A 24,640-nucleotide genomic window follows, 5' to 3' on the forward strand; every position below is an offset into this window, starting at 1 on the left:
GACCGTAAAACAAAAAAAGCATGCTTGGAAAAGTGAGCGACTTTTCCAAGCATGCTTTCACTAGCTGGGCTAGCTGGATTCGAACCAACGAATGACGGAATCAAAATCCGCTGCCTTACCGCTTGGCTATAGCCCATCAATTATGATGTAACTATAGTTTGTACCGGACTTCAAAAATTATTCAAATAAAAAGCAAAGAATTTTATTCCGTGTTCACCCAATTGTATACTTGCGTCCAAATTTATTGGTGACATCTTTATTAGTAGTAATGACTATTTGCAGGTCATACGTACGGCCTTCTATCCATGTATATTTGATTGTAGTATCCCCCTGTGGGAAAAGATACGTTACCTCGCCGGAGTTCGGAAGTTCTTCCATGTTACTCATTTCTTTATGGAATTTAGCTAATCCACTCTGAAACAATGTATCCATTACAATATTGTCATAATGAAGCTCGGTTATATATTGATGATTTTGATATAAGTGAATAGAAGTGGTGGTGGCAGCAAGGAAAAGAAGAGATAGAAGTAACACAAATGGAAATATGAAGCCATTACGGAATGGGACTGGAGTATGTTTGAAGTCGTTTTTCAAAAGATTTTCCTCCCAAGGATGTAATTACAACAAGCAGCTGATTATTTTGCAAAGAAAATTGAACCGTCTCAATATCCCTTACTAATACTTCGTGTCCCCGTCCACCAACTTGTCTCCTAATAGAAGAGCCATACCTTTCGATCGTGATAAGTTCACCATGATAAGACAGCAGTTCCAGGCGAGTGGATTGTACGGAGATTATGTCATTAAACGCCAGTTCATCTGAGGTAAACGTAAAGAATTGGCGGACACTTAGTTCCTGCTGCTGATTATCAGTAGAAAATAATTGGAATAATGGAGGAAGAAAGCTGAGCATCAAGGTGACTATCAATAAACTTATGATTGTTTCTGCTAATGTATATCCGTTAATGTTTTCGATATCCATTAAGGCAAACCTTCTCTGTATGATTTTGTTTATTGTTCCAATCAGCACAGGCTTTTACTAAGCCATCCTGGATTTCAACGTTTACGTGGATATTAGTAAAATCATCAATAGAGTAACTCATAACTCCCATCACTGGAGCATTTACTTTTTTAAGTAGCTCATCATGCAAAATTGCTGTTACTATTCTCCGGTCTGTAAGAATAGCTTCCTCCATGTTTACTTTCATCATTATGGGTAGAGTGCTCAATAAAAGGGTAAGCAATAGTCCGAATGCAACTATTACTTCTACCAGGGTAAAGCCATTATATTTCATACATATAACACCTGCTTTTACCAAATGGAAAAACAATTTTATAGGTTTTATTGGGAGTTTTTACACGAAAGCTGCCTGGGTTGAATATGGTGCCGTCAGAGGAAAAGCGGATGGGCACTAATAAAGTCTGAAGATCGATTATCAACGCCTGAGGAATGTCACGCTCAATAATTTTTTGTTCTTTTTTTGCATCCATTAAATAATATTTTTTCTGCGAAGGTATAATCATCAAGTCGTAAAATGATTGATTGTTCATTGATAATTGCTGGGTAAGTAAAACATCATCTTCAAACTGTCTGTAGAAATTAGAAAAAGCAGTATGGTCCTGGATCTGGTGATGCAAAGGTACAGAAATAGCTAGTAAAATACTTAAAGTTAGTAGCACAATCATGGTTTCAAGCAACGTATAGCCGTTTTTTGTTAACATAATAATATTCCACCCGCCTAGGGGGTGGATGTAACTTTACCTTCACTGGTCAGGGTAAGGGTCTCGCCATTAGGACACGTAGTCTGAGTAATATATCCGTTAGTCTCTAAATCGCTGATCAGAGTTGGCATTTCACCTTCATTTATATAGTACGCTTGCACTTGTGCTTCTGCCAGCTTTACCAGCGCCTCGCAACCTTTTTCACGAACCATTTGATTGTTCTCGGCTATGTTTGGAATAGTTATAATCAACAATACGGAAATAATAAGCAGGACAACTAACATTTCTATCAACGTGAAACCTTTTTCATTTTTAAACATAATTGTTACTTCCTTTCTATATTTGGTTCATCCACTGATACATAGGCAACATGATGGAGCCGTAAATAAATAAAATGAACACAGCTATGATGATAAAGAAAACCGGCTGGATGATTTCCAGTGCTTTATTCAATTTTTGCTTTGTCATGTCGGTAAGCATCTCAGAAAGCATAGCTAAGTCTCTGGTTAAGGTCGTGAGGTCGGATGTTTTATGGAAAATGGTGGTTAGTTCAGGGCGAAACATCTGGCATTGATGGATCGCTTGTGCGAGGGTTGCTCCTTGTTCCAGGTGATCGAGGATGATATCAGCCTGATGGCTGAGCAGGGGATAATGGGATTGGCTACTCATAACATGTAACGCTTCTTTCATAGAAACGCCTGTGGAAAGTATGGAGTGCAAGTGGGTGGCAAATAGGAACGTAGTTTTCAGCTTATGATAGTCACGAAGCATTGGAATTTTATCATACAATAGAAGCTGTTTTTTAAAAGAAATGGTGCTTTTTCTGATTTTCCAGTAAATAACTACGGTAACTCCTAAAAGCCCTGCCACTTTTACAAAGGTGATAAGAAAACCTGTTATATACACTGCCGCGATTAATCCTATACTTCCTGCTTCCTGAGACTGGAACATAGTCAAAAAAGCAGGAAAAATGGTACGATCGATGACAAAAAGCATGATTACTAAGAATGCACTCAAAAATGCAGGATAACGGATGACTTGTTTAAATTTATTTACATATTTATTTTCTAATTGGATCATGGTGCTGCATTGATGAAAAACTTCATCAAGATTCCGATGCATTCTTGCAAAGTATAAAAATGAGACGACATTTCTTGAAAAACCTGTAGCTTGAAGACATACATCAATTGGCTTCCCACTTTTTAATTCTTGTGTTATATCTGTAGCAAGCCCATCAAACCGCTCATCCCAGGTCAAAATAGTTAATGCTTCAAGCAAAGGGTATCCTTTTTTCAAGAGATGGCTGATCCGATCCAGAAATTGAATCTGGAGTTTTTGTGGCAATGTTTCTGTTGATTTGCTGCTAAATAACTTCATTTTCGGAAAGGAAACCGTATGCATAGGCTTTTCTCCTTAAGTGATCAAAGGAATGAAAGGGCGGGGATGCGGGAAGAGAGTGCTGATGGATGGCATGCCGGAGCAACTCACCGTCCATTAATTCCATAATGGCTGCTCGTTTAGGGAGGTGGGTGGCACATTCAATCGGGAGTAATCGTTGGGAAGCTATTGATATCAATGTTTGTTCCAGGTCGACTGTCTTAATGCCCATCTCCTTTAATCGTAAGATGGTGCCTAACGCGTCTTTAGCATGTAAACTGGATAGTACTAGGTGGCCTGTGTGAGCAGCATGAAAGGCAAAATGAGCGGTTTGCCTGTCGCGAATTTCACCTACCATGATTAAATCAGGGTCATGTCGTAATGCTGCCTTGAGGCCGGCATCGTAGGTAATACCAGCTCGTTCATTCACTTGCACTTGAATAATGTTTTCGATGTTTTTTTCAATTGGATCCTCTAATGTGATGGCCTGGTAAGAGTTTTCTTTTATCAGAGCTTGCAGTAATGCATAAAGGGTAGTGGTCTTTCCACTGCCTGTTGGCCCTGTAAATAGAATCATACCGCTTTGATGGCGGAGCCAGTCTTGGATTCTTTTATACTGTGCGGGGAAGATGAAAAGCTTTTCCAGTGAAAGGGACTCGGTTTGTGGAAGGATCCGGATAGCCAGACTTTCATTTGATTGGATCGGAAGTGTGGAAAGACGTAAGGAAAAAAGGTCATCATGATTTCGGAAAGAAATCGTCCCGTTTTGAGGCTTTTTAATTTCTCCAATGTCCATTCCGGAGGTGAATTTGTAATAGGAAAGTAATTTCACGTAAACTGGAGTGGAAATGGAGGAGTGGAATATCCGTTTTCCATGGACACGAAAATGAATGTCCACTTTTTGAAGGTAGGGGGAAAAGTGTATATCTGTAGCAGTTGACTGAATGGCTGAAATTAACAGTTGATGAGATAAATTTGCAGTAGAGCTCACTTCAATATATCACCTCGCTTTTTAGTTTAAATTACATAATTCGACAAATGTTACGAAAATCCTGCAAGGATAAAAAATATTTTTTATAGGAGGGGAAAACATGAAAACGATTTACCTGATCGGTTTTATGGGGAGTGGTAAAACTACAGTGGCAGAAATTCTTTGTCAGGAAGCATCACTTACCCTAATGGAAATGGATGATTTGATTGAACAAAGCGAAGGGAGAAAGATTAAAGAAATTTTTGCAGAGAAAGGGGAAGCGTATTTTCGAAAGCTGGAAACTGCAATGCTGCAGGAAATTCCAGCGGAGAACGCAGTAGTTTCAACCGGTGGAGGGGTTCCCATGAATCCGGTCAATCAGGAGTTGATGCGTCGCGGTACCGTCATTTTTCTTGATGCAAGCTTTGACACCATTAATGAGAGGTTGTCCCAGGATGTAAACCGGCCGTTATGGAAAGGGAAAGAAGATGAAAAGTTTCAACTTTTGGAAGAACGACGCCCAATTTACGAACAAGCTGCTGATTATATTATTAATGTAGATGCAAAAAGTCCTGAACTTTTAGCAAAGGAAATCCTTCACGTATTGAGTTAAATAAATCCGGTCATACTAAAGATAATAAATCCAACAAGGGTGAATGCTATGTCCGGGAATGATTACGTCAAGTACGTCACGGAAGAATTTGTCCGCTATATGAATTTATCGAAAGAGGAAAAACATAAACGTAAGCGGCAAAAAATCAAGCAGCCACAACGAAATAAATGGTTTGGCATTTTACCGACAGCGATGAAAATGCTTTTTAACCGTAACAAATAAGGTTGTCTCCATTTTGGAGACAACCTTATTTGATTATTTTTTTAGTCGTTTCCTGGGTAAGATAAAACAATCCGCCATTCAACACATCTATAGTTACCTTAGGTGTGAAGCGTCCCATTAGTCCTTCTAGCTCTTTTTCCATCAACTCTCTCTCTTCTTCATCATCTTCCTGAAAGAAAGCATGGATCAATTGTTTCTCTTCCTCCAAGGTTTCCAGTGCCTGAACTGCCCAGGTTCGATCTGTATTCTCGATATGTTCTTGAATGAAACGCAGGATCCGCTGGTAACCACTAGGGATACGAATCAAAGGTGTCATGGGAAAGGTATAATCTGAGATCGTTGTTTCAAGTTGGTAGTTTTCTAACCGTTCCATGATGGAGGAAACCATCGTACCATGAATAAGGTTGAGCCCGATTGATAATAGTTCATCTTTTTTTTGTTTACCGTAATAACTGACCCGGATATTAGTGATTAGCCATGGAACCAGGGAGCTTTGCTGCCCAAAAGTATCGACTGCTTCATAGAGTTTGGTAAACCGGCAATGTTCTAATAGATAACGGTATAGTTGGCGTAAGCGAGGAGACCCAGAATGAATATATTCACCTTTTTCTTCGGTCAAATTAGGATTGGTAATTAACGTGAGTGACATCGGATCACCCTGCCTGCCCATCTTTTTAATGTAATGCCAGTAGAACGGTCTGTTCATTAGTGCTTCATCCATCTTATCGGTCAATTGAATGACAAGTCGACCATTTTCGTCAGATACTATCGGGCACTCATATTCGTTGAAGAAACTTCTGACAAACTGTTCGTGAGCTGCTGCTTCTTTCATGATGACGACCTCCGGTATGGTTCGGAATGAGATGAAATGACGGAAGCGAGGTTATTAAGCTTAATTTTCGCTTCCCCATAACTTGAGGATTCTGAATAAATGGCTTCAATTTCCTTTCCCAGATCTCCGATATCCAATTCTTCTAAAATGTGGTCAAGTTCACCAATTGCATTTTCAAATAGTTTAATTTTATCGTATAACAAGTTTAAGATATGTTCTTCAATCGTGTTTTTAATGGCAAAATTATAAATCTGTACGTTTTTATCCTGCCCGAAACGATGGATCCTGCCGATCCGTTGTTCCAGACGCATCGGATTCCACGGGAGATCATAATTGATCATGTTACGGCAAAACTGCAGGTTGATTCCTTCGCCGGCTGCTTCTGTCGCTATCATTACTTGTGCATGATCACGGAACAATTGTTTCATCCAGTCCTTTTTGCCTCGTTTGAAACCGCCACGGAATGGTACGGAAGATATGCCATGCTGCTGCAGGTACCATTGTAAATAATATTGGCTTGCCCGGTACTCCGTAAACACGATGAATTTTTCATCTGTTTGCTGGATCAGTTCAACCATCCGTTTAGCTTTTGCATGTTGAGGAAGCTGTTCTACTCCAGAAATCAATTCATGTAAAGGTCCGGTCGCTTCAGGGTCTCCGAGTTTATCATACATTAGTTTACTGGATAAATAGCACGCCTCCCGAGAGGAACATAATTCTTTTGCCAGGGTCAAGTAAGTAAAGGAAGGATGAGTTCCTTTAATCGATTCCAGCATTTGGTAAACCTTTTGCTCTTCTTCTGAGAATTCAATCCACTCTGTTTTTACCATTCGTTTAGTATCAGCAAGCCCTGTATCCTGCCTTCGATTTCGAATCATCACTTTGCTGATCAGTTTTTTTAGATTTAGGTTGCTATCAATACTTCCCATTTTCTTCCCATATTCTTTTTTAAAGGCCGACAAGTCTCCCAGGTAACCTGGTTTTAAAATTGATACTAAGTTGAATATATCGGTGATTCGGTTCTGGATTGGTGTAGCAGTCAACAAAAGACAGTATTTCTTTTGTAATGCTTTGACGAATTGATAGTTTTTCGTAGCAGGATTTTTTAACTTATGAGCCTCATCGATGATAATCAAGTCATAAGGAATAGATAGAATTTCACTTTGGTGAGGTTCTCTCTTCGCCATATCAATGGAAGTCACCATAATATCCGCATCTTTCCAAGCGGGATTTTTTCTTGGAGCATAAGCCTGGATAAAAAACTTCTCATGTAATTCCATCACCCACTGATTGACAAGGGAGGCGGGAGTCAGTATCAACACCTTGTTTACCATTCCGCGAATCAAATACTCTTTAAGTACCAAGCCAGCTTCAATTGTCTTCCCTAAACCGACCTCATCGGCAAGAATAGCTCTTCCTTGCATTTGATGAATGATTTCTTCCGCTGCTTCTTTTTGATGGGGAAGAAAGTCGATGTGAGGCAGGTGATTCAGTGCCACCAGCCCTTCGAAGGTAGGTACAGAAGAAGCCTTAGCCGCCTGGTAAGCAAGCTTGAATTGATTCCAACTGCTAATTGCATCAGGATTTACAGTCTGCTGTACCAATTCTTCTCCGTAATTTTCATCCAGTAAGATATCCATACTATTGAAGCCTCCTTTCCCTGTGCTGTTTATCCGATTTAACCCGGGATAAAATAACTTTTAAAACATGCCTGAGCATGTGATATAATTGTTTGTGACAAAATGACAGATTTTTCACAGCTTTTACTGGTTAGTATGCCCAATTGAAAAAATAAATACTACCGCGAATGACTACAGGGGGAGAGACTACGTCAGTAGCGCCGAAGGAGCAAGCATATGATATGTGAATCTCTCAGGCAAAAAGACCCTTGTGTGACGCACCTCTGGAGAGTGTTCACAGCCGTGAACCACCCAAGAAGCAAGCCTTAAATACAAAATGCTCTGAATGCGTTTTCAACTTTAGGTGAAACTTTCTGGTGAATGGACAGAGTATCCCGCAATTTAGCAGTGGGATATCTGTCTGTTTTTTTATGAGAATAATATAAGTAGAGGAGTGTTCGTATGGCTGATTTAAAAAGGACGCCGTTGTTTCCGGAATATGAAAAACATGGTGCGAAAACGATTGATTTTGGCGGATGGGACTTGCCTGTCCAATTTTCTGGAATCAAAGATGAACATGAAGCAACACGAACCAAAGCAGGACTTTTTGATGTTTCCCATATGGGAGAAATTTTTGTAGAAGGTGCGAATAGCGAACAATTTTTGCAACAAATGCTTACCAATGATATTTCCAAATTAGAACCAAAAAAAGCACAGTATACCATTATGTGTTATGAGAATGGTGGTACTGTCGACGATTTGATCGTTTATCAGTTGGAACAGGATAAATATCTGCTTGTCGTCAATGCTGCTAATGTAGACAAAGATTATCAATGGTTGGAAGATCACTTGATTGATGGTGTTTCTTTACGTAATGAATCTGATGCGTATGTACAGCTTGCTCTTCAAGGACCAAAAGCTGAAGCTGTACTACAAACACTCACTGATACGGATTTATCAGCGATAAAATTCTTCCGCTTTGAATACCCGGTTTCTTTTGAAGGTGCATCGGATGATGCAATTGTTTCCCGGACTGGCTACACTGGTGAAGATGGTTTTGAAATTTATCTTCCGAAGGCCTCAGGTCCTGTACTATGGCAAAAAATCCTTGAAGCAGGGGAAGCAGAAGGAGTGCAGCCGATTGGATTAGGAGCGAGAGACACCCTTCGTTTTGAAGCTAACCTGGCTTTATATGGACAAGAGTTATCCCCGGAAATTTCTCCTCTGGAAGCGGGACTGTCCTTTGCAGTCAAACTGAAAAAAGATGCAGATTTTATCGGAAAAGATGCACTATTAAAACAGAAAGAAAATGGGCTGGAACGGAAGCTTGTCGGGCTAGAGATGCTGGAAAAAGGAATTCCAAGAACTGGATACAAGGTCTTTGCTGAAGAAAATGAAATCGGATTTGTAACGACTGGGACCCAGTCTCCAACTCTCGGAAAAAATGTCGGTTTAGCACTATTGAAAATAGATTATACCGAAATTGGTACTGAGGTCGAAGTGCAAGTACGTAAGCGGAAGTTGAAAGCAGAAGTAGTCAAAACACCTTTCTATAAGCGTGGTTAATTCAAACAGGCAGGGGGATTTATGATGGAGTTTCGTTATTTACCAATGACTGAAAGAGACAAACAGGAAATGTTAGATACGATTGGGGTTAAAGATTCAGAAGAGTTGTTCAAAGATATCCCCGGAAAAGTAAGATTCAAAGGAGAGCTGGACATAAAGCCGCCGGCTAATGAGTTTGAATTGACAAAGGAACTGACCAGATTGGCAGAAACCAACGTCAACTTGAAATCACATACTTCCTTTCTTGGCGCGGGCGTCTATGACCATTACATTCCATCAATCGTGGACCATGTCATTTCCAGGTCTGAGTTTTATACAGCTTACACGCCATATCAACCAGAGATTTCTCAAGGGGAACTGCAGGCAATTTTTGAATTCCAAACCATGATTAGTGAATTGACCGGAATGGATGTTGCCAATTCTTCCATGTATGACGGAGGAACCGCGTTGGCAGAAGCGGTTAACTTGAGTGCTGGTTCTACTAAGAAGAAAAAAGTGATTGTATCCCGTGCCGTGCATCCGGAATCTCGTGCGGTAATCCAGTCCTATGCGAATGGCCCAGGAGTAGAAATAGTTGAAATTGACCATAAAGAGGGGATTACTGATCTGGAAGCCCTGGCTTCAGAGCTGGATGAAAACACAGCCGGCGTAGTGATTCAATATCCTAATTTCTTCGGTCAAATTGAACCGTTAGCAGAAGTGAGAGAATTGCTTGATACACAGAAAAAAGCAATGATGATTGTTTCCAGTAATCCGTTAGCCTTAGGTTATTTGACTCCGCCCGGTGAATTTGGAGCGGATATTGTCGTAGGAGATGCACAGGTGTTTGGAATCCCTGCACAATTTGGAGGGCCGCATTGCGGATATTTTGCAACGACTAAGAAGCTGATGAGGAAAGTACCAGGACGCTTGGTCGGCCAGACGAAAGATGAGCAGGGAAGAAGAGGGTTTGTATTGACTTTGCAGGCGAGGGAACAACATATCCGTCGTGATAAAGCAACATCCAATATTTGTTCGAACCAGGCTTTGAACGCACTTGCCTCATCGGTTGCTATGTCTTCACTAGGAAAGCAAGGGGTCAAAAAAATGGCTTGGACGAATATCCAGAAGACAGCCTATATGAAGAAAGCATTGGAAGGTAATGGGCTATCAGTTACTTACCAAGGGCCATTTTTCAATGAACTTGTCGTCAATCTCGGTACCGATGTCCAGAAAGCGACCAAGAAGCTGCTTGAGAAAGGCTTCATCGGCGGGTATGATCTAAGCGCCGATTATGAAGAGCTTTCAGGGCATATGCTGATCGCCGTTACGGAGGTCCGTTCTAAAGAAGAGATCGACAAATTCGCGCAAGAATTGGGGGATTTACATGAGTAATCAAGATTTTCCACTAATATTCGAACATAGCCAAGAGAGCCGGACAGGCTTCAGCCTTCCGGAGATGGATGTCCCAGAGGTAGACATGACAGAAATGCTGGATGAACGTTACATCCGCAAAAACGAAGCGGACCTGCCAGAAGTGAGTGAGTTGCAAATTATGCGTCACTATACAGCACTGTCTACACGGAACCATGGAGTAGATTCAGGGTTTTACCCACTTGGTTCTTGTACTATGAAGTATAATCCCAAAATGAATGAAGATGTAGCGAGGCTGACAGGCTTCAGTCATATTCATCCTCATCAGCCGGTAGAAACGGTGCAGGGGGCATTGGAATTGATGTATGACCTACAAACTACCCTTGCAGCAATTACCGGTATGCATACAGTGACTTTACAGCCGGCAGCAGGGGCACACGGGGAATGGACTGGACTCATGATGATCCGTGCCTTCCACGAAGCAAATGGTGATTATGGACGTACGAAAGTCATTGTACCTGATTCCGCCCATGGCACGAATCCGGCTTCTGCAACTGTTGCAGGGTTTGATGCTGTAACTGTCAAATCAGATGAGCGCGGCTTGGTTGATTTAGAAGACTTAAAGCGTGTTGTTGGAGAGGATACAGCTGCATTGATGCTGACTAACCCAAATACACTAGGTTTGTTCGAAGAGCATATATTAGAAATGGCAGCAATCATTCATGAAGCAGGTGGAAAGCTTTATTATGATGGCGCAAACCTGAATGCCATCCTGGGATATGCTCGTCCGGGAGACATGGGGTTTGACGTCGTTCACTTGAACCTTCATAAAACCTTTACTGGCCCGCATGGCGGTGGGGGACCCGGTTCCGGCCCAGTAGGTGTTACAGAAGAATTTGCGGCTTATCTTCCAAAGCCGGTGTTAACAAAAAAAGAAAATCACTATGTATTTGACTATGATCGCCCTAAGTCTATCGGACGGGTAAAACCGTATTATGGTAACTTCGGTATCAACGTTCGTGCTTATACGTATATTCGGACGATGGGAGCGGAAGGACTGAAAAAAGTAAGTGAGCATGCTGTGTTGAACGCCAACTATATGATGAGGCGTTTAGAGAAGGAATATGAGTTGCCTTTTACCCAGCATTGTAAACATGAATTCGTATTATCAGGCAAACGCCAGAAGAAATTAGGGGTAAGGACACTTGATATTGCGAAACGGCTGTTGGACTTCGGCTATCATCCGCCAACTATTTACTTCCCATTGAATGTAGAGGAAGCCTTGATGGTGGAGCCGACAGAAACAGAATCAAAGGAAACACTTGATGCTTTCATTGATGCGATGATTCAAATTTCCAATGAAGCTAAAGAGAATCCGGAAATTGTCCAGGAAGCTCCTCATACGACAGTGGTCAGCCGAATGGATGAAACAACGGCAGCCAGAAAACCGATTTTGCGCTATAACAAAGACTGAGCACATAACAAAAGCGCAAGCGCCTTGTTCACCCCCGACAAGCTTAAGCCAATCCTCGCCGTGACGCTTGTTGTCACAGAGAGGATTGACTTAAGACCTCGAGGGGGTAGGCGCTGGCCGATGAAAACGCCACGTCCTGTGGCGACATCGGCACTAGCACGTCCTATGCGTCGGAGCTGGATGCAGCCCAATGCAGAATGTTATCCACGATCATTAAATTTTATAAATTACTAGACACTAAAAAAGCATCCTTTATCGGATGCTTTTTTATTACCCTTGTTTGATTTTTCCGCCCCAGTGTTTAAATCCGCCTTTCAGCTGATTCAAATCCCTGTAACCTTTTTTATGGAGTACTGCCGCGGCACGAGCTGAGCGTGCACCGCTTTGGCAATAAAGGTATACAGGCTGATCTTTTCTGACTTCGATAAGACGATGATTCAACTGAGATAATGGTATATTTCTTGCCCCCAGGATATGGCCGCCTTTGAATTCTTTCGGCTCCCTTACATCAATCAGTTGTGCTTTGCGATATCCTTGTCTGAATTCCTCTTCCGTCAACGTAGTGAGAATTTTACGGGTTTTAAAAAATCTATATAACCAAAATCCAAGCAGAACAATAATCGTTATAATCAATAATTCCATCTTACTGATACCCCCATTTGTCTATTCCTTTATCTATTATATGGATGATTGGACAAATTTTCAAAGAGTTTTTGTTAAAAATAACTCTTCCACTAACTGTTAATGCTATGTAGACACGTTTTTGTCACCGAGGAGAAAGTCGCGGTCATTTGCAAACGATAAAAAAGTTTATCTGGGAGATAAAAATAAGCAATTGCTATTGTTATCTCTATTTCTCTATTATTTTCAACCTTTTTTACGATTGACAATTGCAGTTTATTTCGTTCTAAACACAATATCTGGTACTTTTTTAAAAAAAGAACACAATATATTGATTAAGAATCTCTCGATGTGGTATGTTACTTGTAGAAATTAAAAAATACCAACAACAAGAAGAATACCACCAATCCTAAATAAAATAAATAGTGAAGGAGAGGTTCACTGATGCCAACAACTGCGGAATCTCATACAAACATCGATGTGGAGCGGTTGAATAAAGATATTCGACAATTTCCACAGGTTCACGAAATAGAGCCAGACATGAAAATAACCCATAAAGGTGTTTCTCGTCTTGTAATGCTTGATCGCTACGCATTCAAGGATACTGAAAGACTTACATTAGGTGAAGGAGACTTTGTGGTACTGACTGTCAAAGAAGATCCTAACTTTCCGGCACGGGGGTTAGGGTTTATTGAATCTATCGATTGGGAAGCGAAGAAAGCAAAAGTCAAAGTCGAGCAGGAGTTCGTCCATGTCCTGGATAACGACAAGGAGCGGGAAACAGGGATAGTTACCCGTAATCTTGATACCATCGACAAACCATTGGAGATTTTCTATGAACAAATCGCCATGCGTAATGCTGCAGGTTTAGCAGAGGTAGAGACTGTCCCTGAAAACAAACAAACCTGGTATAAAGAATTTTACAAAGAGCTTTCTGAATTGAATTTTGTACCAGCAGGCCGTGTTTTATACGGGGCTGGTGCCAATACAGATGTTACTTATTTCAATTGCTATGTTATGCCATTTGTTCAGGATTCCCGTGAAGGAATCTCAGACCATCGTAAGCAGGTGATGGAGATTATGTCACGCGGAGGCGGCGTAGGAACGAATGGTTCCACACTACGGCCCCGCAACGCCCTTGCCAGGGGAGTGAATGGTAAATCATCAGGTTCTGTATCATGGTTGGATGATATTGCCAAGCTGACCCATCTCGTAGAGCAAGGTGGTTCCAGACGAGGAGCGCAAATGATCATGCTTTCAGATTGGCACCCGGATGTACTGGAATTCATTATTTCTAAAATGCAGAACCCAAGAATCCTTCGCTTTTTAATTGAAAATACAGAAGATGAGCAAATCAAGCGGTTAGCCCAGGAAAAATTGAAATTCACTCCATTGACAGAAACTGAACGAGATATGTATCAAAGCGTCGTCAACTATAAAAACATGCCAGGTTATGGCGGCTTCACGGAACAAGCGATCAGAGAAGCAGAAGAAAAGTTGTTGACTGGAGGAACATATACCGTTCATAACCCAGACTTCTTGACCGGTGCAAACATTTCTGTCTGCATCACGAAGGAATTCATGGAAGCTGTGGAAAATGATCAGGATTACCATCTGCGTTTTCCAGATGTAGAAAATTACACGAAGCAGGAGATGGCAGAGTATAATGAAGAGTGGCATAAAGTAGGAGATGTACGCGAGTGGCAGGATAGAGGCTATGATGTTCGTACCTACCGGAAAATCAAAGCTAAAGAGCTTTGGAACCTTATTAATATCTGTGCCACTTACTCAGCTGAACCTGGCATCTTTTTCATAGATAATGCCAATGAAAAAACCAATGCTACAGCTTATGGTCAAAAGGTAGTTGCAACAAATCCATGTGGAGAACAACCTCTCGCTCCTTACTCTGTCTGTAATTTGGCAGCAGTTAACCTGGCTGCTATGGCAGATAAGGCTAATAAAAAAGTAGATTACGATAAATTAAAGAAAACAGTCGAAACAGGTGTCCGTATGCAGGACAACGTCATTGACGCCACACCATACTTTTTGGAAGAAAATCGCAAACAGGCACTTGGTGAACGTCGTGTCGGTCTTGGGGTCATGGGACTTCATGATCTGTTAATATATTGTGAAACAGAATATGGCTCTGACGAAGGTAATAGACTAGTCGATGAGATATTTGAAACGATAGCGACAACAGCTTACCGCGCTTCCGTCGAACTAGCAAAGGAAAAGGGCAGCTTTCCGTATTTAGTCGGGGAAAGCGAGGAAGAAACTCAGGAACTACGTCGCCGTTTTGTCGAGACCGGTTACATGAAACAGATGCCCGAAGACATCAGGGAATCAATCCTTGAACACGGCATCCGTAACTCTCATCTGCTAACAGTTGCGCCTACTGGTAGTACAGGTACTATGGTAGGGATATCTACTGGGCTGGAGCCATACTTCTCGTTCTCTTATTTCCGAAGCGGACGATTAGGAAAGTTCATCGAGGTTAAGGCGGATATCGTCCAGGAATATCTTGATGCAAATCCACAACAGGATTCTGACAAACTGCCTGATTGGTTTGTGACCGCTATGGGTCTGTCCCCTGAAGCGCATGCGGATACACAATGTGTTATTCAGCGCTGGGTCGACAGTTCGATTTCAAAAACAGTGAACGCTCCTAAAGGATATTCCGTAGAACAAGTCGAAAGTGTGTATCAACGATTATACAGGGGCGGTGCGAAGGGCGGCACAGTTTATGTAGATGGCAGCCGTGACTCGCAAGTATTAACCTTGAAAGCAGAAGAGAATGACTTTGAGGGTGAACAAACAGAATTTGAATTTGAAGAAGATAAAAAGCCTCGGGTCGTATTGATGGATACGGTACAAGAATTGACGAAAACAGATGTAACCATCGGCTCAGAAGTCGGTAATACATGTCCGGTCTGTCGTAAAGGGAAAATAGAAGATATTGGTGGCTGTAACACTTGTACAAACTGTAATGCACAGTTGAAGTGTGGATTGTAAACTCATAAAACCTTGCAGGATTTAATTCTGCAAGGTTTTTTATACGTAAGGGTCTTTCTTGTCACGTATTATAAACTAGTGTATGATTTTTACTATACATAAAAGTTAACATAAAGGCAGTATTGGAGGATTAACATGCCGACACCGAGTATGGAGGACTATATTGAACAAATATATATGCTGATAGAAGAGAAGGGTTATGCTCGTGTATCTGATATCGCTGAAGCTTTAAGCGTCCACCCTTCGTCTGTAACCAAAATGGTACAGAAATTGGATCGCGACCAATATTTGAATTATGAAAAATACCGTGGTCTGGTGCTGACAGCAAAAGGTAAAAAAATAGGAAAACGTCTGGTTTATCGTCATGAATTATTGGAACAATTTTTAGAAATCATCGGTGTGGATAATGAAAACATCTATGAAGATGTTGAAGGGATCGAACATCATCTAAGTTGGAACTCCATCGATCGCATTGGTGATTTAGTGCAATTTTTTGAAGAGGATGAGTCAAGGATTAAAGGACTCCGACAAGTCCAGGAAAATAATGAAAAAGAAACAACATAAAACTGTATTTTAAAGGCGTGCCGATGAGGTGCGTCTTTTTTTCGGGAGTTTTCGGTTCTATACGAGCTTGTTTCCCCTTATATATGAAACAAACGGCCTCTAAGGGGGGGACCTATGAAAATTGATGGTGTTTTTTCGGGTGGGGGAGTCAAAGCTCTTGCTTTTGTAGGTGCACTGCAGGTGGTTGAAAAAAGAGGCTATGTATTTCAGCGAATGGCTGGAACCTCAGCTGGTGCGATAACTGCCAGCCTGTTAGCAGCAGGATATCGTGTTGATGAATTAGAAACTGTATTAAGGGAGCTCGATTTTGAAACTTTTGTAGATCCTCCTTTGATTGATAGGCTGATTCCTTTTACGAAGTGGCTGCTTTTATATTTCAGAATGGGATTATATAAAGGGGATAGGCTTGAACGCTGGTTGTATGACCGATTGGCCGCCAAAGGGGTATATACTTTCCGTGACCTCCCTGCAGGGAAACTGAAAATTATTTGTTCTGATTTGACGTTAGGTAGAATCCTTGTAATTCCAGATGACTTAGAAGCATTTTATAATATAGATCCATACCAATTCCCTGTGGCAAAAGCAGTTCGAATGAGCGCCGGACTTCCTTATTATTTTACTCCTGTAAAGTTAACAGGCAAATCAAGTGTAAAATCATTGGTTGTAGATGGAGGTTTGCTAAGCAACTTTCCTATCTGGTCCTTAGAAAACCGAGATGGAAAAAGGGTGCGACCAATTCTGGGAATGAAATTAAGTAATCCCCCTAGTCAATTCCCTGAAAGGAAAATAAATAACTCCATAGAAATGTTCCACGCATTATTTTCTACAATGAAACAAGCACATGATGCACGGTATATTTCCAAGTCTAAGAGTGCAGATATTCTGTTTATTCCGGTGACCACCATAGATACAACCGATTTTCAGTTGAGTGATATCCAAAAAGATGAATTGATTGAGCTTGGAAGAGAACATGCTGAAATGTTCATAGGCACTTGGAGAAAATAAAAAAATCGAACCTCATCATTAAGATGAGGCTCGATTTTTTTTCTTGTTTTTAGCTCCTTCAATGACGCGCAGGTGCGCAGCACTTGTTTTTCGTTTCTTCTTACTAAAGCCAGGGGAAGGGTTGATAGTGGATTTCCCTTTAAGCTTAGTACCACTGTCATTTCCTTTATATTTCTTTTTTGACTGTTTGACAGCTTGTTTGTATTTTTTCATTTCATTCGATGAACCGCCTCTGCGTTTCATCATGAAATGATTAAGAACGAAGTAAAGGACTGCTGCAATACCTACCATGATCAAAAGGTTTGTCAAAAGACCCATGGCATCGGTCGCCAGCTTCATTACAAGTCCGACGACTGCAAGCCCAATCAAGACGTAAATGACAGGCGTCATACGACTGCGTGGCATAATTTCATGTGCCTCCCTTCCATTTTCAAATCGCTAAGAGATCACCCTACTATTCTGTATACCACCTTTGCGGTCATTTTCATCATTTTCTAGCACTTTTTTAAAAGATTGTAATGCAACTTCGACTTGATCATCTTTGGGCTCTTTAGTTGTAAGAAGCTGCAGCCACAATCCTGGATACCCTAATACTCGCAAAATTGGAATGTTTCTTACTTTGTTTGTTAATTGTAGAACCTCAAAGGAAAGCCCAATAACAATAGGTATTAGAAAGATGCGATTAACAATTCTCCACCATAATGGGTCTGTCGCAACAAACATATAAACAAACATACCAACGATAACTGTAAACAAAATAAAACTGGATCCACATCGGTAATGGAGACGTGATTGTTTTTGAACTTCTTCTACTGTCAATGGGACATTGTTTTCATAGGCATTAATTACTTTATGTTCAGCTCCATGATATTGAAACACTCGCTTAATTATCGGTGTCATGGAAATGAAGTAAATATATGCCAATAGTAAAACGAGTTTAAATAAGCTTTCTAGTGCTACTTGGCCGAATCTCCCTGAAATTACCGGCTCAAAAAAGTTAGCTACAAACGCGGGAGTAACCGTGAAGATAAGTTTCCCGAAGAAAAAGGATAAGACACCGATCGCTCCTACGCCTAATATCATAGCTAGTTTTGAAGTTTCTTCTTCTTTTTCAATTTGGACATCGTCATCAGGATGAACATCGTATCTTTCCGTTGAAAAATTCAGGTGTTTGGTTCCATTGGCGCTAGCTTGAATGAGAGAAACGAGACCTCTTAAAAGTGGGATCTTTTTTAGACGATTCGCTATTTTAGATTCTGTCCGTTCCAGCTCAAAATATTCAATACTTTTATCTTTTCTACGTATAGCAGTAACATAGCTTTTCTTTCCGGCAAACATGACTCCTTCTACAACAGCTTGCCCGCCGTATGCTATCGATTTTTTTTCTGACATAGATACACCAGCCTCAAGTTGAATTTACCTCTTACTTATATTTTACAGCAAATAACAGGGTATCACTAGCCCCTTTTATTGATAACCGAGCTGATTAGCATTTTTTTTAGTCTTACGGGAAAAACTAACCGAAGGAGGTGTATGGATATGGAAGATAAACAATTAGAGCAAAATCAACAAGAAAAACCAGTAAGCATTGTAAACAAATCATTGTTGACGGGATTTGTAGGGGGGATGATTTGGAGTATATTCGGAGCCCTTTCTTATTATTTCAGTTTTACGGAGGTTTCTCCAGCATCCTTTGTCATTCGTTCATTCTGGCAAACAAGCTGGTCTAGTGCCTTTCTTGGAGAAGTGCTGGGAATTATAGGAGTAAGTTTGGTTGCCATTATAGGTGCTCTTGTCTACTATTTAGTGTTAAAAAAGACAAATGGCATCATGCCTGGCATACTCTATGGATTGGCAATTTGGGGAGTCATATTTTATTTGCTGAACCCGATATTTGCTGCAGTCCCGGCGCTCCCGGACCTGACAAGTGATACGATTGTAACTACTATTTGTTTATTTGTTTTATACGGAACGTTTGTCGGGTATTCCATTTCATATGAGTACCATGATTTGAATCAGCCTTCTAGTGATACTTCCTCAGGGAAATAATTATTAAAAGCACAATGATTATGATAAGATTGATTTGTGTGAATATTCTATGAGGTAATGGAGAGATCGTAATGACGCGCTTACTGGTTTTGAATGGACCCAATCTGAATTTATTAGGGAAACGGGAGCCAGGTATTTACGGCCAAGGTACCTTGAAAGATGCAGTGGATCAAGTGAAAGAAACCGCTAAGGAACATGACGCTGAGGCTGATGATTACCAGTCGAATCATGAAGGGGATTTAGTGGATGCCATCCAACAAGCTGAAGGGAAGTACGATGGCATCATATTTAACCCAGCTGCTTATACACATACAAGTATTGCACTTAGAGACGCCATCAGCGCAGTCGATGTTCCGGTAGTAGAGGTGCATATCTCCAATGTTCATCAACGGGAGTCGTTCCGGCAGCACTCCATGGTTGCGCCGGTCTGTAAAGGACAGGTAGTGGGACTAGGGTTGATAGGGTACCGTCTGGCTGCATTAGCTCTTTTGGAAAGTTTTGAAAGGAGAAGATAATATGGATAAAATTAGGGGAATTAGACAAAGCATTCAGGATATGGATATAGATGCACTGTTAGTAACGAGTGACAAGAACCGTCGTTATCTTACTGGTTTCACCGGTAGTGCTGGAGCTGTTTTGATTACTGCGAAGGATGCTCTTTTCATCACTGATTTCCGTTATACTCAACAAGCAGAAGAGCAGGCAAAAGGTTATAAAATTGTCGAGCATAAAAAAGCTTTGGTAGAGGAGATTGCTGATCAAATAGATCGATTGGGTGCAAAAACAGTAGGTTTTGAACAAGATCTTCTTACATACGGTAACCATCGTCAATATGAACAGAAATTCGGGGCAGAATTGGTGCCTACATCAGGCTTGGTTGAGAAATTAAGGTTGATAAAGACAGAGGAAGAGATTAGTATATTAAAGGATGCTGTCAAAATAGCTGATGATGCTTTTGAACACATTTTGACCTATATCAAACCTGGAATAAGAGAAATCGATGTGGCAAATGAGCTTGAATTCTTCATGCGTAAACAGGGAGCTACTTCATCGAGTTTTGATATTATTGTAGCTTCAGGAGAACGATCTGCTTATCCACATGGCGTAGCATCGGAAAAAGAAATTCAGACTGGAGAGCTTGTCACATTAGATTTTGGAGCCTTATATAAGGGGTATTGTTCCGATATAACACGTACAGTCGCTGTAGGGGAAATTAGCGATGAACTGAAGAAGATATACGACACAGTTTTAGAAGCTCAATTACGTGGAATGGATGGTCTCGCTTCAGGAATTACAGGTAAAGAAGCTGATGCATTGACGAGGGATTATATTAAGGAAAAAGGATATGGAGAATATTTCGGTCACTCTACCGGTCATGGTATAGGACTTGATGTCCACGAGGGACCAGGATTATCACATCGCAGCGACAAAGTATTAGAAGCAGGTATGGTGGTAACCGTAGAACCTGGGATTTATGTTCCAGGAGTTGGCGGTTGCAGAATTGAAGACGATGCATTGATTACCGATACGGGTAATGAACGACTGAGCAAATCCCCGAAAGAATTAATTACTTTATAGGTTAAACCTGTGAAAAGGAGAGAATTTAAATGATTTCAGTAAATGATTTTAAGACTGGATTAACTATCGAAGTAGATGGGGAAATCTGGTCTGTAGTAGAATTCCAGCATGTTAAACCTGGAAAAGGAGCAGCATTTGTGAGATCCAAGCTGCGAAACCTGAGAAATGGTAATATCCAGGAGAAAACATTCCGTGGTGGCGAAAAAGTAGAACGGGCACATATCGAAACAAATAAAATGCAATATTTATATTCCTCCGGAGATGCTCATACATTTATGGATAACAATACGTATGAACAGTTGGAACTTCAAACAAATCAAATTGAATACGAATTGAAATTTTTGAAGGAAAATATGGAAGTCAGTATCCAAACGTATCAGGGCGAAGTTATTGGTGTTGAATTACCGAATAACGTAGAGCTTAAAGTTACGGAAACAGAGCCAGGTGTTAAAGGTGATACTGCCAGTGGCGGAACTAAACCTGCTACAGTTGAAACTGGTTTAGTTGTTCAGGTTCCTTTCTTCGTCAATGAAGGAGATACACTTATCATCAATACATCGGATGGGAAATATGTTTCCCGCGGATAATTAAATAGAAATAACGCAGCACGTCACGATTCTCTGAATCGTGGCGTGTTTTTTTATGGGCATTAACATTATCAGGATAGGCAGCAACTCAAGTTAAGATAATCTCCTGCGGTTCAGTCCAGTCCATTCGTCGCTTAACGTTCACTTCCGCTTTTGATGGTCATATACATTTTTGTAATGCATACATTTACATTAAAGAGTTGGTGGATGGGGTGTGGTTTTGTTGAGAGAAATTATAGGGTTATTTCCTGAAGTAATGCAGCCGGTCCTTAAAAACGCAGTGGAATGGAGTTCTGTTCAGGAAATTAGAATTCGTGTTGGACAACCAGTCGAACTGGTCTACCATCAACGCTATGAATGGATAGACAGATTGATACCTACAGAGGCAGAAAAGAACCATATTCTTAATCAGGTTAGTCAATTTTCTTTGTACCGGCTTGAGGATGAATTACGAGAAGGGTTTATTACCATAGAAGGGGGACACCGTATTGGACTGGCTGGCAAAGTTAATACAACCAATGGAACTGTCCAAGCCATCCGTTATATCTCTTCTTTCAACATAAGAGTGGCAAGGGAAAGTCGTGGAGCAGCCCGGTCATTGATGGAGCGCCTTATTCATCAAGGAAATTACTGCAATACGTTGATAATAGGAGCACCACAAACAGGAAAAACAACACTCCTGAGAGATATCACTTACCACATCAGTACTGGATGGAAGGGAGTGGGGGCTAAAAAGGTCGCTGTCATTGATGAAAGGTCAGAACTTGGTGCAAGTATTCATGGTGTTCCCCAGCTGGATTTAGGGAGGCGTACGGACATCATGGATGCCTGTCCTAAATCAGAAGGCATGATGATGATGATCAGGTCCATGTCACCGGAAGTGCTGGTGGTTGATGAGATAGGCCATCAAAGAGATGTGGATGCTATCCAGGAGGCGATTAATGCTGGCGTGACATTATATTGCACCGTTCATGGAAACAGTTTAGATGAATTGAGAAAACGTCCATCTATCAAACAGCTTCTGGATCAGCGGGTATTTAAGAGGTTCATTATTTTGCGTAAGGAATTCAACAGACCGGCAAGCAAAGCCGTGATCTTAAATGAAATGGAAAACATCATGGATGTGACTGCAGGAGGGAGTGCGAATGAAGTGGATCGGAGCCCTGTTATTACTAGCCGCCACAACTTGGGTCGGGTTTGAGGTTGCTCGTAAGTTCAAACAGCGCCCAAGACAAATTAAGCAATGGAAGCATGCATTGCAGATGCTCGAAGCTGAAATGGTATTTGGGCAGACACCACTTTTGGAAGCATGTAAATACCTATCTAAACAGTTGCAGGAGCCGATTTCGTGGTTCTTTCGTGACTTGGCTTCAGCAAAAAACGCGTCCGGTTTAGACTTCAGTCAATTATGGGAGAAAGAATTAGAGCGTCACTGGGGATATACATCCCTGGGAGAAAATGAAAAAGAGATATTGAAGCAATTTGGGCAAACACTGGGACAACAGGATCTCCTGCATCAAAAAAAACAGGTCCAATTAGCTTTAAGTCATTTAGATAGAGAACTGGAAGAAGCTCTGGGCATTTACCATCAATACAACAAAACCGTAAAAGGATTAGGATTCCTGACTGGTTTACTTATCGTGTTGTTACTCATCTAAGGAGGAGGCCGAAGACTGTGATTCAAGATGCCACTGTATTATTTCAAATTGCAGGAATTGGAATTATCGTAGCAATGATCCATAGCATATTGAAGCAGATGGGAAAAGAAGAAATTGCACAAGTGGTTACCCTGGTCGGGTTTATCATTGTACTCTTCATTGTTCTGAATAGTCTTGCTGATCTATTTCAGCAAATCAAATCGGTATTTTTATTCCAGGGATAGCCTTGTATGGATATCTTACAAATCGTTGCGATCAGTATTGTCTCCAGTATATTGATTCTGTTATTGAAAGAACAGAAGTCCTCACTTGCGTTCATGCTTGCTATCTTTACAGGCTTGATTATATTTTTGACCTTGATTCAGCAGATTTCTCATATTTTCTTATTGATTGATTATATGGCCGGAAAAGCGAACATTCATGGTATGTACGTAGAAACGATTTTAAAAATTATCGGGATAGCTTATATCGCAGAATTTGGAGCTCATTTAACTAAAGATGCAGGGTTATCTTCCATCGCTTCGAAAATCGAATTGGCAGGTAAGGTATTCATTCTTCTTCTATCTATACCAATTCTCACCGCACTGATCGAAGCGATTTTAGGTTTCTTTCCTGGATAATGATGAAAGAAGGGGGATGGGCAGAAATGATAAAGCCCTCCTTAGTCTCGCTATTATTAATCTTATTCTTCTTGTTAATCCCTGCAGAACAAACCTTCGCTGAAGTAAGTCACCCGACAGGACCTGAACCTTTAATGGAAAACATCGATTTTCGTGAATTAAATGAATACTGGAGTTCGATCGTTCGTGAATATGGTGGTTATTTACCTGAATTGAAACAGATGAATATCAAAGAGATGGCCGAGCAGACCTCGGAGGTTACGGTAACCGATTGGCTGACAGGTTTTCTTAAATACTTTTTTCATGAATTGATTGCAAATGGCAAACTGTTGGGAAGTTTGATTTTTTTAACTTTGTTCATCACGGTGCTGCAAACGTTACAAAGTGCATTTGAGCAGACCGCAGTAAGCAAGGTCGCATATATGATCGTCTACCTGGTATTGATTATGCTGGCTCTCAACAGTTTTCATTTAGCCGTTTCTTATACGAGTGATGCTATCGATGCGATGAGCGCTTTTATTATCGGCTTGCTTCCATTATTGCTGGGTATCATGGCTACCTTTGGTCATATGGTGTCTTTATCATTTTTTCATCCAATTATTATTTTCCTTATTCAAGTGAGCGGTGTTCTGATTTCCAAAGTGATTCTGCCGCTATTTTATTTATCCGCTCTATTGTTGATGACTAGTTCATTGACCGATAAATATAAAGTCGATCAACTGGCGCAGCTGTTGCGTAATGTAGGCCTCGGTTTGTTAGGGACTTTCCTGACAATTTTCCTGGGAGTCATATCTGTCCAAGGTGCTGCTACCGCTATACAGGATGGGGTGGCGATGAAAACAGCACGTTTTGTCACTGGAAACTTCGTCCCTGTAATCGGAAGGCTATTTACAGATGCTACCGATACAGTACTTGGAGCTTCGTTATTACTAAAAAATACAATTGGATTGGCTGGAGTAATCATTGTAATTGGACTGGCTTTATTTCCCGCACTAAAAGTGTTGGCAATTGCACTTACCTTCAAAGTCGCAGCTGCTGTACTACAGCCAATCGGAAATGGTCCCGTCGTAACAAGCATCTCTATCATCAGTAAACATATCCTGTATATATTTGCCTGTTTACTAACAGTTACCTTCATGTTCTTCCTGTTAATTGCCATTTTGGTAGCAGCAAGTAATTTGACAATGATGGTTCGGTAAGG

General features: G+C 40.9%; 29 protein-coding genes, 1 tRNA gene and 1 riboswitch. Of the genes, 17 read left to right on the plus strand and 13 right to left on the minus strand.

From position 1 onward, the window contains the following. Positions 1-64: 64 nt before the first annotated feature. The 8 genes from ACGTN9_RS04135 to comGA all read right to left on the minus strand — a co-directional run bounded on the left by ACGTN9_RS04135 (position 65) and on the right by comGA (position 4,087). Positions 65-136: transfer RNA gene (locus ACGTN9_RS04135), tRNA-Gln, on the minus strand. 77 nt (positions 137-213) lie between these two features. Beyond that, entirely contained in the window at positions 214-594 is a 381-nt protein-coding gene (locus tag ACGTN9_RS04140) for a hypothetical protein (protein WP_499590817.1), read from the minus strand. Further along, positions 554-979, minus strand: coding sequence for a competence type IV pilus minor pilin ComGF (locus ACGTN9_RS04145; protein WP_499590819.1), 426 nt, complete (start codon positions 977-979; stop codon positions 554-556). The genes ACGTN9_RS04140 and ACGTN9_RS04145 overlap by 41 nt, the downstream gene beginning before the upstream one ends. Further along, a complete protein-coding gene (locus ACGTN9_RS04150) occupies positions 960-1,292 on the minus strand; it encodes a prepilin-type N-terminal cleavage/methylation domain-containing protein (RefSeq protein ID WP_499590821.1) in 333 nt (110 codons plus the stop codon). Before ACGTN9_RS04150 ends, ACGTN9_RS04145 begins: the two co-directional genes overlap by 20 nt. Continuing rightward, complete coding sequence (comGD, locus tag ACGTN9_RS04155) at positions 1,282-1,719, minus strand: competence type IV pilus minor pilin ComGD (RefSeq protein WP_499590823.1); 438 nt, start codon at positions 1,717-1,719, stop codon at positions 1,282-1,284. Before comGD ends, ACGTN9_RS04150 begins: the two co-directional genes overlap by 11 nt. A gap of 17 nt (positions 1,720-1,736) precedes the next feature. Further along, positions 1,737-2,039 (minus strand): competence type IV pilus major pilin ComGC, encoded by a 303-nt coding sequence (gene comGC / locus ACGTN9_RS04160; RefSeq protein ID WP_499590825.1) that lies wholly within the window; start codon positions 2,037-2,039, stop codon positions 1,737-1,739. A gap of 16 nt (positions 2,040-2,055) precedes the next feature. After that, on the minus strand, positions 2,056-3,120 hold the full coding sequence (gene comGB, locus ACGTN9_RS04165; protein WP_499590827.1) for a competence type IV pilus assembly protein ComGB: 1,065 nt from the start codon (positions 3,118-3,120) through the stop codon (positions 2,056-2,058). Beyond that, positions 3,083-4,087, minus strand: coding sequence for a competence type IV pilus ATPase ComGA (gene comGA, locus ACGTN9_RS04170; protein ID WP_499590829.1), 1,005 nt, complete (start codon positions 4,085-4,087; stop codon positions 3,083-3,085). Before comGA ends, comGB begins: the two co-directional genes overlap by 38 nt. A 100-nt stretch (positions 4,088-4,187) precedes the next feature. Here comGA and ACGTN9_RS04175 point away from each other — a divergent pair, with 100 nt between their 5' ends. Both ACGTN9_RS04175 and ACGTN9_RS04180 read left to right on the plus strand, forming a co-directional pair. Beyond that, complete coding sequence (locus ACGTN9_RS04175) at positions 4,188-4,679, plus strand: shikimate kinase (RefSeq protein ID WP_499590831.1); 492 nt, start codon at positions 4,188-4,190, stop codon at positions 4,677-4,679. Between the two features lie 48 nt (positions 4,680-4,727). Further along, positions 4,728-4,901, plus strand: coding sequence for a YqzE family protein (locus ACGTN9_RS04180; protein WP_499590833.1), 174 nt, complete (start codon positions 4,728-4,730; stop codon positions 4,899-4,901). 25 nt (positions 4,902-4,926) lie between these two features. Here ACGTN9_RS04180 and ACGTN9_RS04185 read toward each other — a convergent pair whose 3' ends face one another. Beyond that, a complete protein-coding gene (locus ACGTN9_RS04185; RefSeq protein WP_499590835.1) occupies positions 4,927-5,733 on the minus strand; it encodes a YqhG family protein in 807 nt (268 codons plus the stop codon). Then, positions 5,730-7,373 carry a DEAD/DEAH box helicase gene (locus ACGTN9_RS04190; protein WP_499590837.1) on the minus strand — a complete coding sequence of 548 codons (1,644 nt, stop codon included), beginning with the start codon at positions 7,371-7,373 and terminating at the stop codon, positions 5,730-5,732. The genes ACGTN9_RS04185 and ACGTN9_RS04190 overlap by 4 nt, the downstream gene beginning before the upstream one ends. Positions 7,374-7,540: 167 nt before the next feature. After that, a riboswitch (glycine riboswitch) is annotated at positions 7,541-7,631 on the plus strand. Positions 7,632-7,814: 183 nt separating this feature from the next. Here ACGTN9_RS04190 and gcvT point away from each other — a divergent pair. The 3 genes from gcvT to gcvPB are packed head-to-tail and all read left to right on the plus strand — an operon-like array spanning position 7,815 to position 11,745. Beyond that, positions 7,815-8,918 carry a glycine cleavage system aminomethyltransferase GcvT gene (gene gcvT / locus ACGTN9_RS04195; RefSeq protein WP_499590839.1) on the plus strand — a complete coding sequence of 368 codons (1,104 nt, stop codon included), beginning with the start codon at positions 7,815-7,817 and terminating at the stop codon, positions 8,916-8,918. Between the two features lie 24 nt (positions 8,919-8,942). Then, a complete protein-coding gene (gene gcvPA, locus ACGTN9_RS04200; RefSeq protein ID WP_499590841.1) occupies positions 8,943-10,292 on the plus strand; it encodes an aminomethyl-transferring glycine dehydrogenase subunit GcvPA in 1,350 nt (449 codons plus the stop codon). Next, positions 10,285-11,745, plus strand: a complete 1,461-nt coding sequence (gcvPB, locus tag ACGTN9_RS04205) for an aminomethyl-transferring glycine dehydrogenase subunit GcvPB (protein ID WP_499590843.1) — start codon at positions 10,285-10,287, stop codon at positions 11,743-11,745. Before gcvPA ends, gcvPB begins: the two co-directional genes overlap by 8 nt. A 270-nt stretch (positions 11,746-12,015) precedes the next feature. On the opposite strand, the gene ACGTN9_RS04210 is transcribed toward gcvPB, so the two are convergent. Next, a complete protein-coding gene (locus ACGTN9_RS04210; protein ID WP_093046252.1) occupies positions 12,016-12,387 on the minus strand; it encodes a rhodanese-like domain-containing protein in 372 nt (123 codons plus the stop codon). Positions 12,388-12,810: 423 nt separating this feature from the next. On the opposite strand from ACGTN9_RS04210, the gene ACGTN9_RS04215 reads away from it, so the two are divergent. From ACGTN9_RS04215 to ACGTN9_RS04225, 3 genes are all read left to right on the plus strand, one after another. Next, positions 12,811-15,378, plus strand: coding sequence for a vitamin B12-dependent ribonucleotide reductase (locus ACGTN9_RS04215; protein ID WP_499590845.1), 2,568 nt, complete (start codon positions 12,811-12,813; stop codon positions 15,376-15,378). A 135-nt stretch (positions 15,379-15,513) separates the two neighbouring features. Next, the gene (gene mntR / locus ACGTN9_RS04220; RefSeq protein WP_499590847.1) at positions 15,514-15,942 is read left to right on the plus strand and encodes a transcriptional regulator MntR; all 429 of its coding nucleotides are present in this window, start codon (positions 15,514-15,516) and stop codon (positions 15,940-15,942) included. Positions 15,943-16,056: 114 nt separating this feature from the next. Then, the gene (locus ACGTN9_RS04225) at positions 16,057-16,947 is read left to right on the plus strand and encodes a patatin-like phospholipase family protein (protein WP_499590849.1); all 891 of its coding nucleotides are present in this window, start codon (positions 16,057-16,059) and stop codon (positions 16,945-16,947) included. A gap of 18 nt (positions 16,948-16,965) precedes the next feature. Here ACGTN9_RS04225 and ACGTN9_RS04230 read toward each other — a convergent pair whose 3' ends face one another. After that, on the minus strand, positions 16,966-17,352 hold the full coding sequence (locus tag ACGTN9_RS04230; RefSeq protein ID WP_499590851.1) for an SA1362 family protein: 387 nt from the start codon (positions 17,350-17,352) through the stop codon (positions 16,966-16,968). Positions 17,353-17,385: 33 nt separating this feature from the next. Next, entirely contained in the window at positions 17,386-18,339 is a 954-nt protein-coding gene (locus ACGTN9_RS04235; protein WP_499590853.1) for a DUF1385 domain-containing protein, read from the minus strand. 147 nt (positions 18,340-18,486) lie between these two features. On the opposite strand from ACGTN9_RS04235, the gene ACGTN9_RS04240 reads away from it, so the two are divergent. The 9 genes from ACGTN9_RS04240 to spoIIIAE all read left to right on the plus strand — a co-directional run bounded on the left by ACGTN9_RS04240 (position 18,487) and on the right by spoIIIAE (position 24,638). Beyond that, positions 18,487-18,996 carry a YqhR family membrane protein gene (locus ACGTN9_RS04240; protein ID WP_499590855.1) on the plus strand — a complete coding sequence of 170 codons (510 nt, stop codon included), beginning with the start codon at positions 18,487-18,489 and terminating at the stop codon, positions 18,994-18,996. 71 nt (positions 18,997-19,067) lie between these two features. After that, on the plus strand, positions 19,068-19,511 hold the full coding sequence (aroQ, locus tag ACGTN9_RS04245) for a type II 3-dehydroquinate dehydratase (RefSeq protein ID WP_499590857.1): 444 nt from the start codon (positions 19,068-19,070) through the stop codon (positions 19,509-19,511). A gap of 1 nt (position 19,512) precedes the next feature. Beyond that, the gene (locus tag ACGTN9_RS04250; RefSeq protein WP_499590858.1) at positions 19,513-20,574 is read left to right on the plus strand and encodes a M24 family metallopeptidase; all 1,062 of its coding nucleotides are present in this window, start codon (positions 19,513-19,515) and stop codon (positions 20,572-20,574) included. 29 nt (positions 20,575-20,603) lie between these two features. Further along, entirely contained in the window at positions 20,604-21,161 is a 558-nt protein-coding gene (gene efp / locus ACGTN9_RS04255) for an elongation factor P (RefSeq protein ID WP_028783180.1), read from the plus strand. A gap of 214 nt (positions 21,162-21,375) precedes the next feature. Continuing rightward, on the plus strand, positions 21,376-22,362 hold the full coding sequence (spoIIIAA, locus tag ACGTN9_RS04260) for a stage III sporulation protein AA (RefSeq protein ID WP_499590861.1): 987 nt from the start codon (positions 21,376-21,378) through the stop codon (positions 22,360-22,362). After that, positions 22,307-22,819 (plus strand): stage III sporulation protein SpoIIIAB, encoded by a 513-nt coding sequence (spoIIIAB, locus tag ACGTN9_RS04265; protein WP_499590863.1) that lies wholly within the window; start codon positions 22,307-22,309, stop codon positions 22,817-22,819. The genes spoIIIAA and spoIIIAB overlap by 56 nt, the downstream gene beginning before the upstream one ends. 17 nt (positions 22,820-22,836) lie before the next feature. Further along, entirely contained in the window at positions 22,837-23,043 is a 207-nt protein-coding gene (spoIIIAC, locus tag ACGTN9_RS04270; protein ID WP_499590865.1) for a stage III sporulation protein AC, read from the plus strand. 6 nt (positions 23,044-23,049) lie between these two features. After that, entirely contained in the window at positions 23,050-23,439 is a 390-nt protein-coding gene (gene spoIIIAD / locus ACGTN9_RS04275) for a stage III sporulation protein AD (RefSeq protein ID WP_028783176.1), read from the plus strand. After that, positions 23,439-24,638 carry a stage III sporulation protein AE gene (gene spoIIIAE, locus ACGTN9_RS04280; protein WP_499590867.1) on the plus strand — a complete coding sequence of 400 codons (1,200 nt, stop codon included), beginning with the start codon at positions 23,439-23,441 and terminating at the stop codon, positions 24,636-24,638. The genes spoIIIAD and spoIIIAE overlap by 1 nt, the downstream gene beginning before the upstream one ends. Positions 24,639-24,640: the final 2 nt, after the last annotated feature.

The organism is Halobacillus sp. B23F22_5, from assembly GCF_043497085.1.
Taxonomy (GTDB): Bacteria; Bacillota; Bacilli; order Bacillales; family Halobacillaceae; genus Thalassobacillus.

Excerpts from the sequence above, each read along its gene's own strand:
- ACGTN9_RS04145 (WP_499590819.1), bottom strand. The coding sequence starts at position 979 with ATGGATATCGAAAACATTAACGGATATACATTAGCAGAAACAATCATA.
- ACGTN9_RS04150 (WP_499590821.1), bottom strand. The coding sequence starts at position 1,292 with ATGAAATATAATGGCTTTACCCTGGTAGAAGTAATAGTTGCATTCGGA.
- comGD (WP_499590823.1), bottom strand. The coding sequence starts at position 1,719 with ATGTTAACAAAAAACGGCTATACGTTGCTTGAAACCATGATTGTGCTA.
- comGC (WP_499590825.1), bottom strand. The coding sequence starts at position 2,039 with ATGTTTAAAAATGAAAAAGGTTTCACGTTGATAGAAATGTTAGTTGTC.
- comGB (WP_499590827.1), bottom strand. The coding sequence starts at position 3,120 with ATGCATACGGTTTCCTTTCCGAAAATGAAGTTATTTAGCAGCAAATCA.
- ACGTN9_RS04175 (WP_499590831.1), top strand. The coding sequence starts at position 4,188 with ATGAAAACGATTTACCTGATCGGTTTTATGGGGAGTGGTAAAACTACA.
- ACGTN9_RS04180 (WP_499590833.1), top strand. The coding sequence starts at position 4,728 with ATGTCCGGGAATGATTACGTCAAGTACGTCACGGAAGAATTTGTCCGC.
- ACGTN9_RS04185 (WP_499590835.1), bottom strand. The coding sequence starts at position 5,733 with ATGAAAGAAGCAGCAGCTCACGAACAGTTTGTCAGAAGTTTCTTCAAC.
- ACGTN9_RS04190 (WP_499590837.1), bottom strand. The coding sequence starts at position 7,373 with ATGGATATCTTACTGGATGAAAATTACGGAGAAGAATTGGTACAGCAG.
- gcvT (WP_499590839.1), top strand. The coding sequence starts at position 7,815 with ATGGCTGATTTAAAAAGGACGCCGTTGTTTCCGGAATATGAAAAACAT.
- gcvPA (WP_499590841.1), top strand. The coding sequence starts at position 8,943 with ATGGAGTTTCGTTATTTACCAATGACTGAAAGAGACAAACAGGAAATG.
- gcvPB (WP_499590843.1), top strand. The coding sequence starts at position 10,285 with ATGAGTAATCAAGATTTTCCACTAATATTCGAACATAGCCAAGAGAGC.
- ACGTN9_RS04210 (WP_093046252.1), bottom strand. The coding sequence starts at position 12,387 with ATGGAATTATTGATTATAACGATTATTGTTCTGCTTGGATTTTGGTTA.
- ACGTN9_RS04215 (WP_499590845.1), top strand. The coding sequence starts at position 12,811 with ATGCCAACAACTGCGGAATCTCATACAAACATCGATGTGGAGCGGTTG.
- mntR (WP_499590847.1), top strand. The coding sequence starts at position 15,514 with ATGCCGACACCGAGTATGGAGGACTATATTGAACAAATATATATGCTG.
- ACGTN9_RS04225 (WP_499590849.1), top strand. The coding sequence starts at position 16,057 with ATGAAAATTGATGGTGTTTTTTCGGGTGGGGGAGTCAAAGCTCTTGCT.
- ACGTN9_RS04230 (WP_499590851.1), bottom strand. The coding sequence starts at position 17,352 with ATGCCACGCAGTCGTATGACGCCTGTCATTTACGTCTTGATTGGGCTT.
- ACGTN9_RS04235 (WP_499590853.1), bottom strand. The coding sequence starts at position 18,339 with ATGTCAGAAAAAAAATCGATAGCATACGGCGGGCAAGCTGTTGTAGAA.
- ACGTN9_RS04240 (WP_499590855.1), top strand. The coding sequence starts at position 18,487 with ATGGAAGATAAACAATTAGAGCAAAATCAACAAGAAAAACCAGTAAGC.
- aroQ (WP_499590857.1), top strand. The coding sequence starts at position 19,068 with ATGACGCGCTTACTGGTTTTGAATGGACCCAATCTGAATTTATTAGGG.
- ACGTN9_RS04250 (WP_499590858.1), top strand. The coding sequence starts at position 19,513 with ATGGATAAAATTAGGGGAATTAGACAAAGCATTCAGGATATGGATATA.
- efp (WP_028783180.1), top strand. The coding sequence starts at position 20,604 with ATGATTTCAGTAAATGATTTTAAGACTGGATTAACTATCGAAGTAGAT.
- spoIIIAB (WP_499590863.1), top strand. The coding sequence starts at position 22,307 with ATGAAGTGGATCGGAGCCCTGTTATTACTAGCCGCCACAACTTGGGTC.
- spoIIIAD (WP_028783176.1), top strand. The coding sequence starts at position 23,050 with ATGGATATCTTACAAATCGTTGCGATCAGTATTGTCTCCAGTATATTG.
- spoIIIAE (WP_499590867.1), top strand. The coding sequence starts at position 23,439 with ATGATGAAAGAAGGGGGATGGGCAGAAATGATAAAGCCCTCCTTAGTC.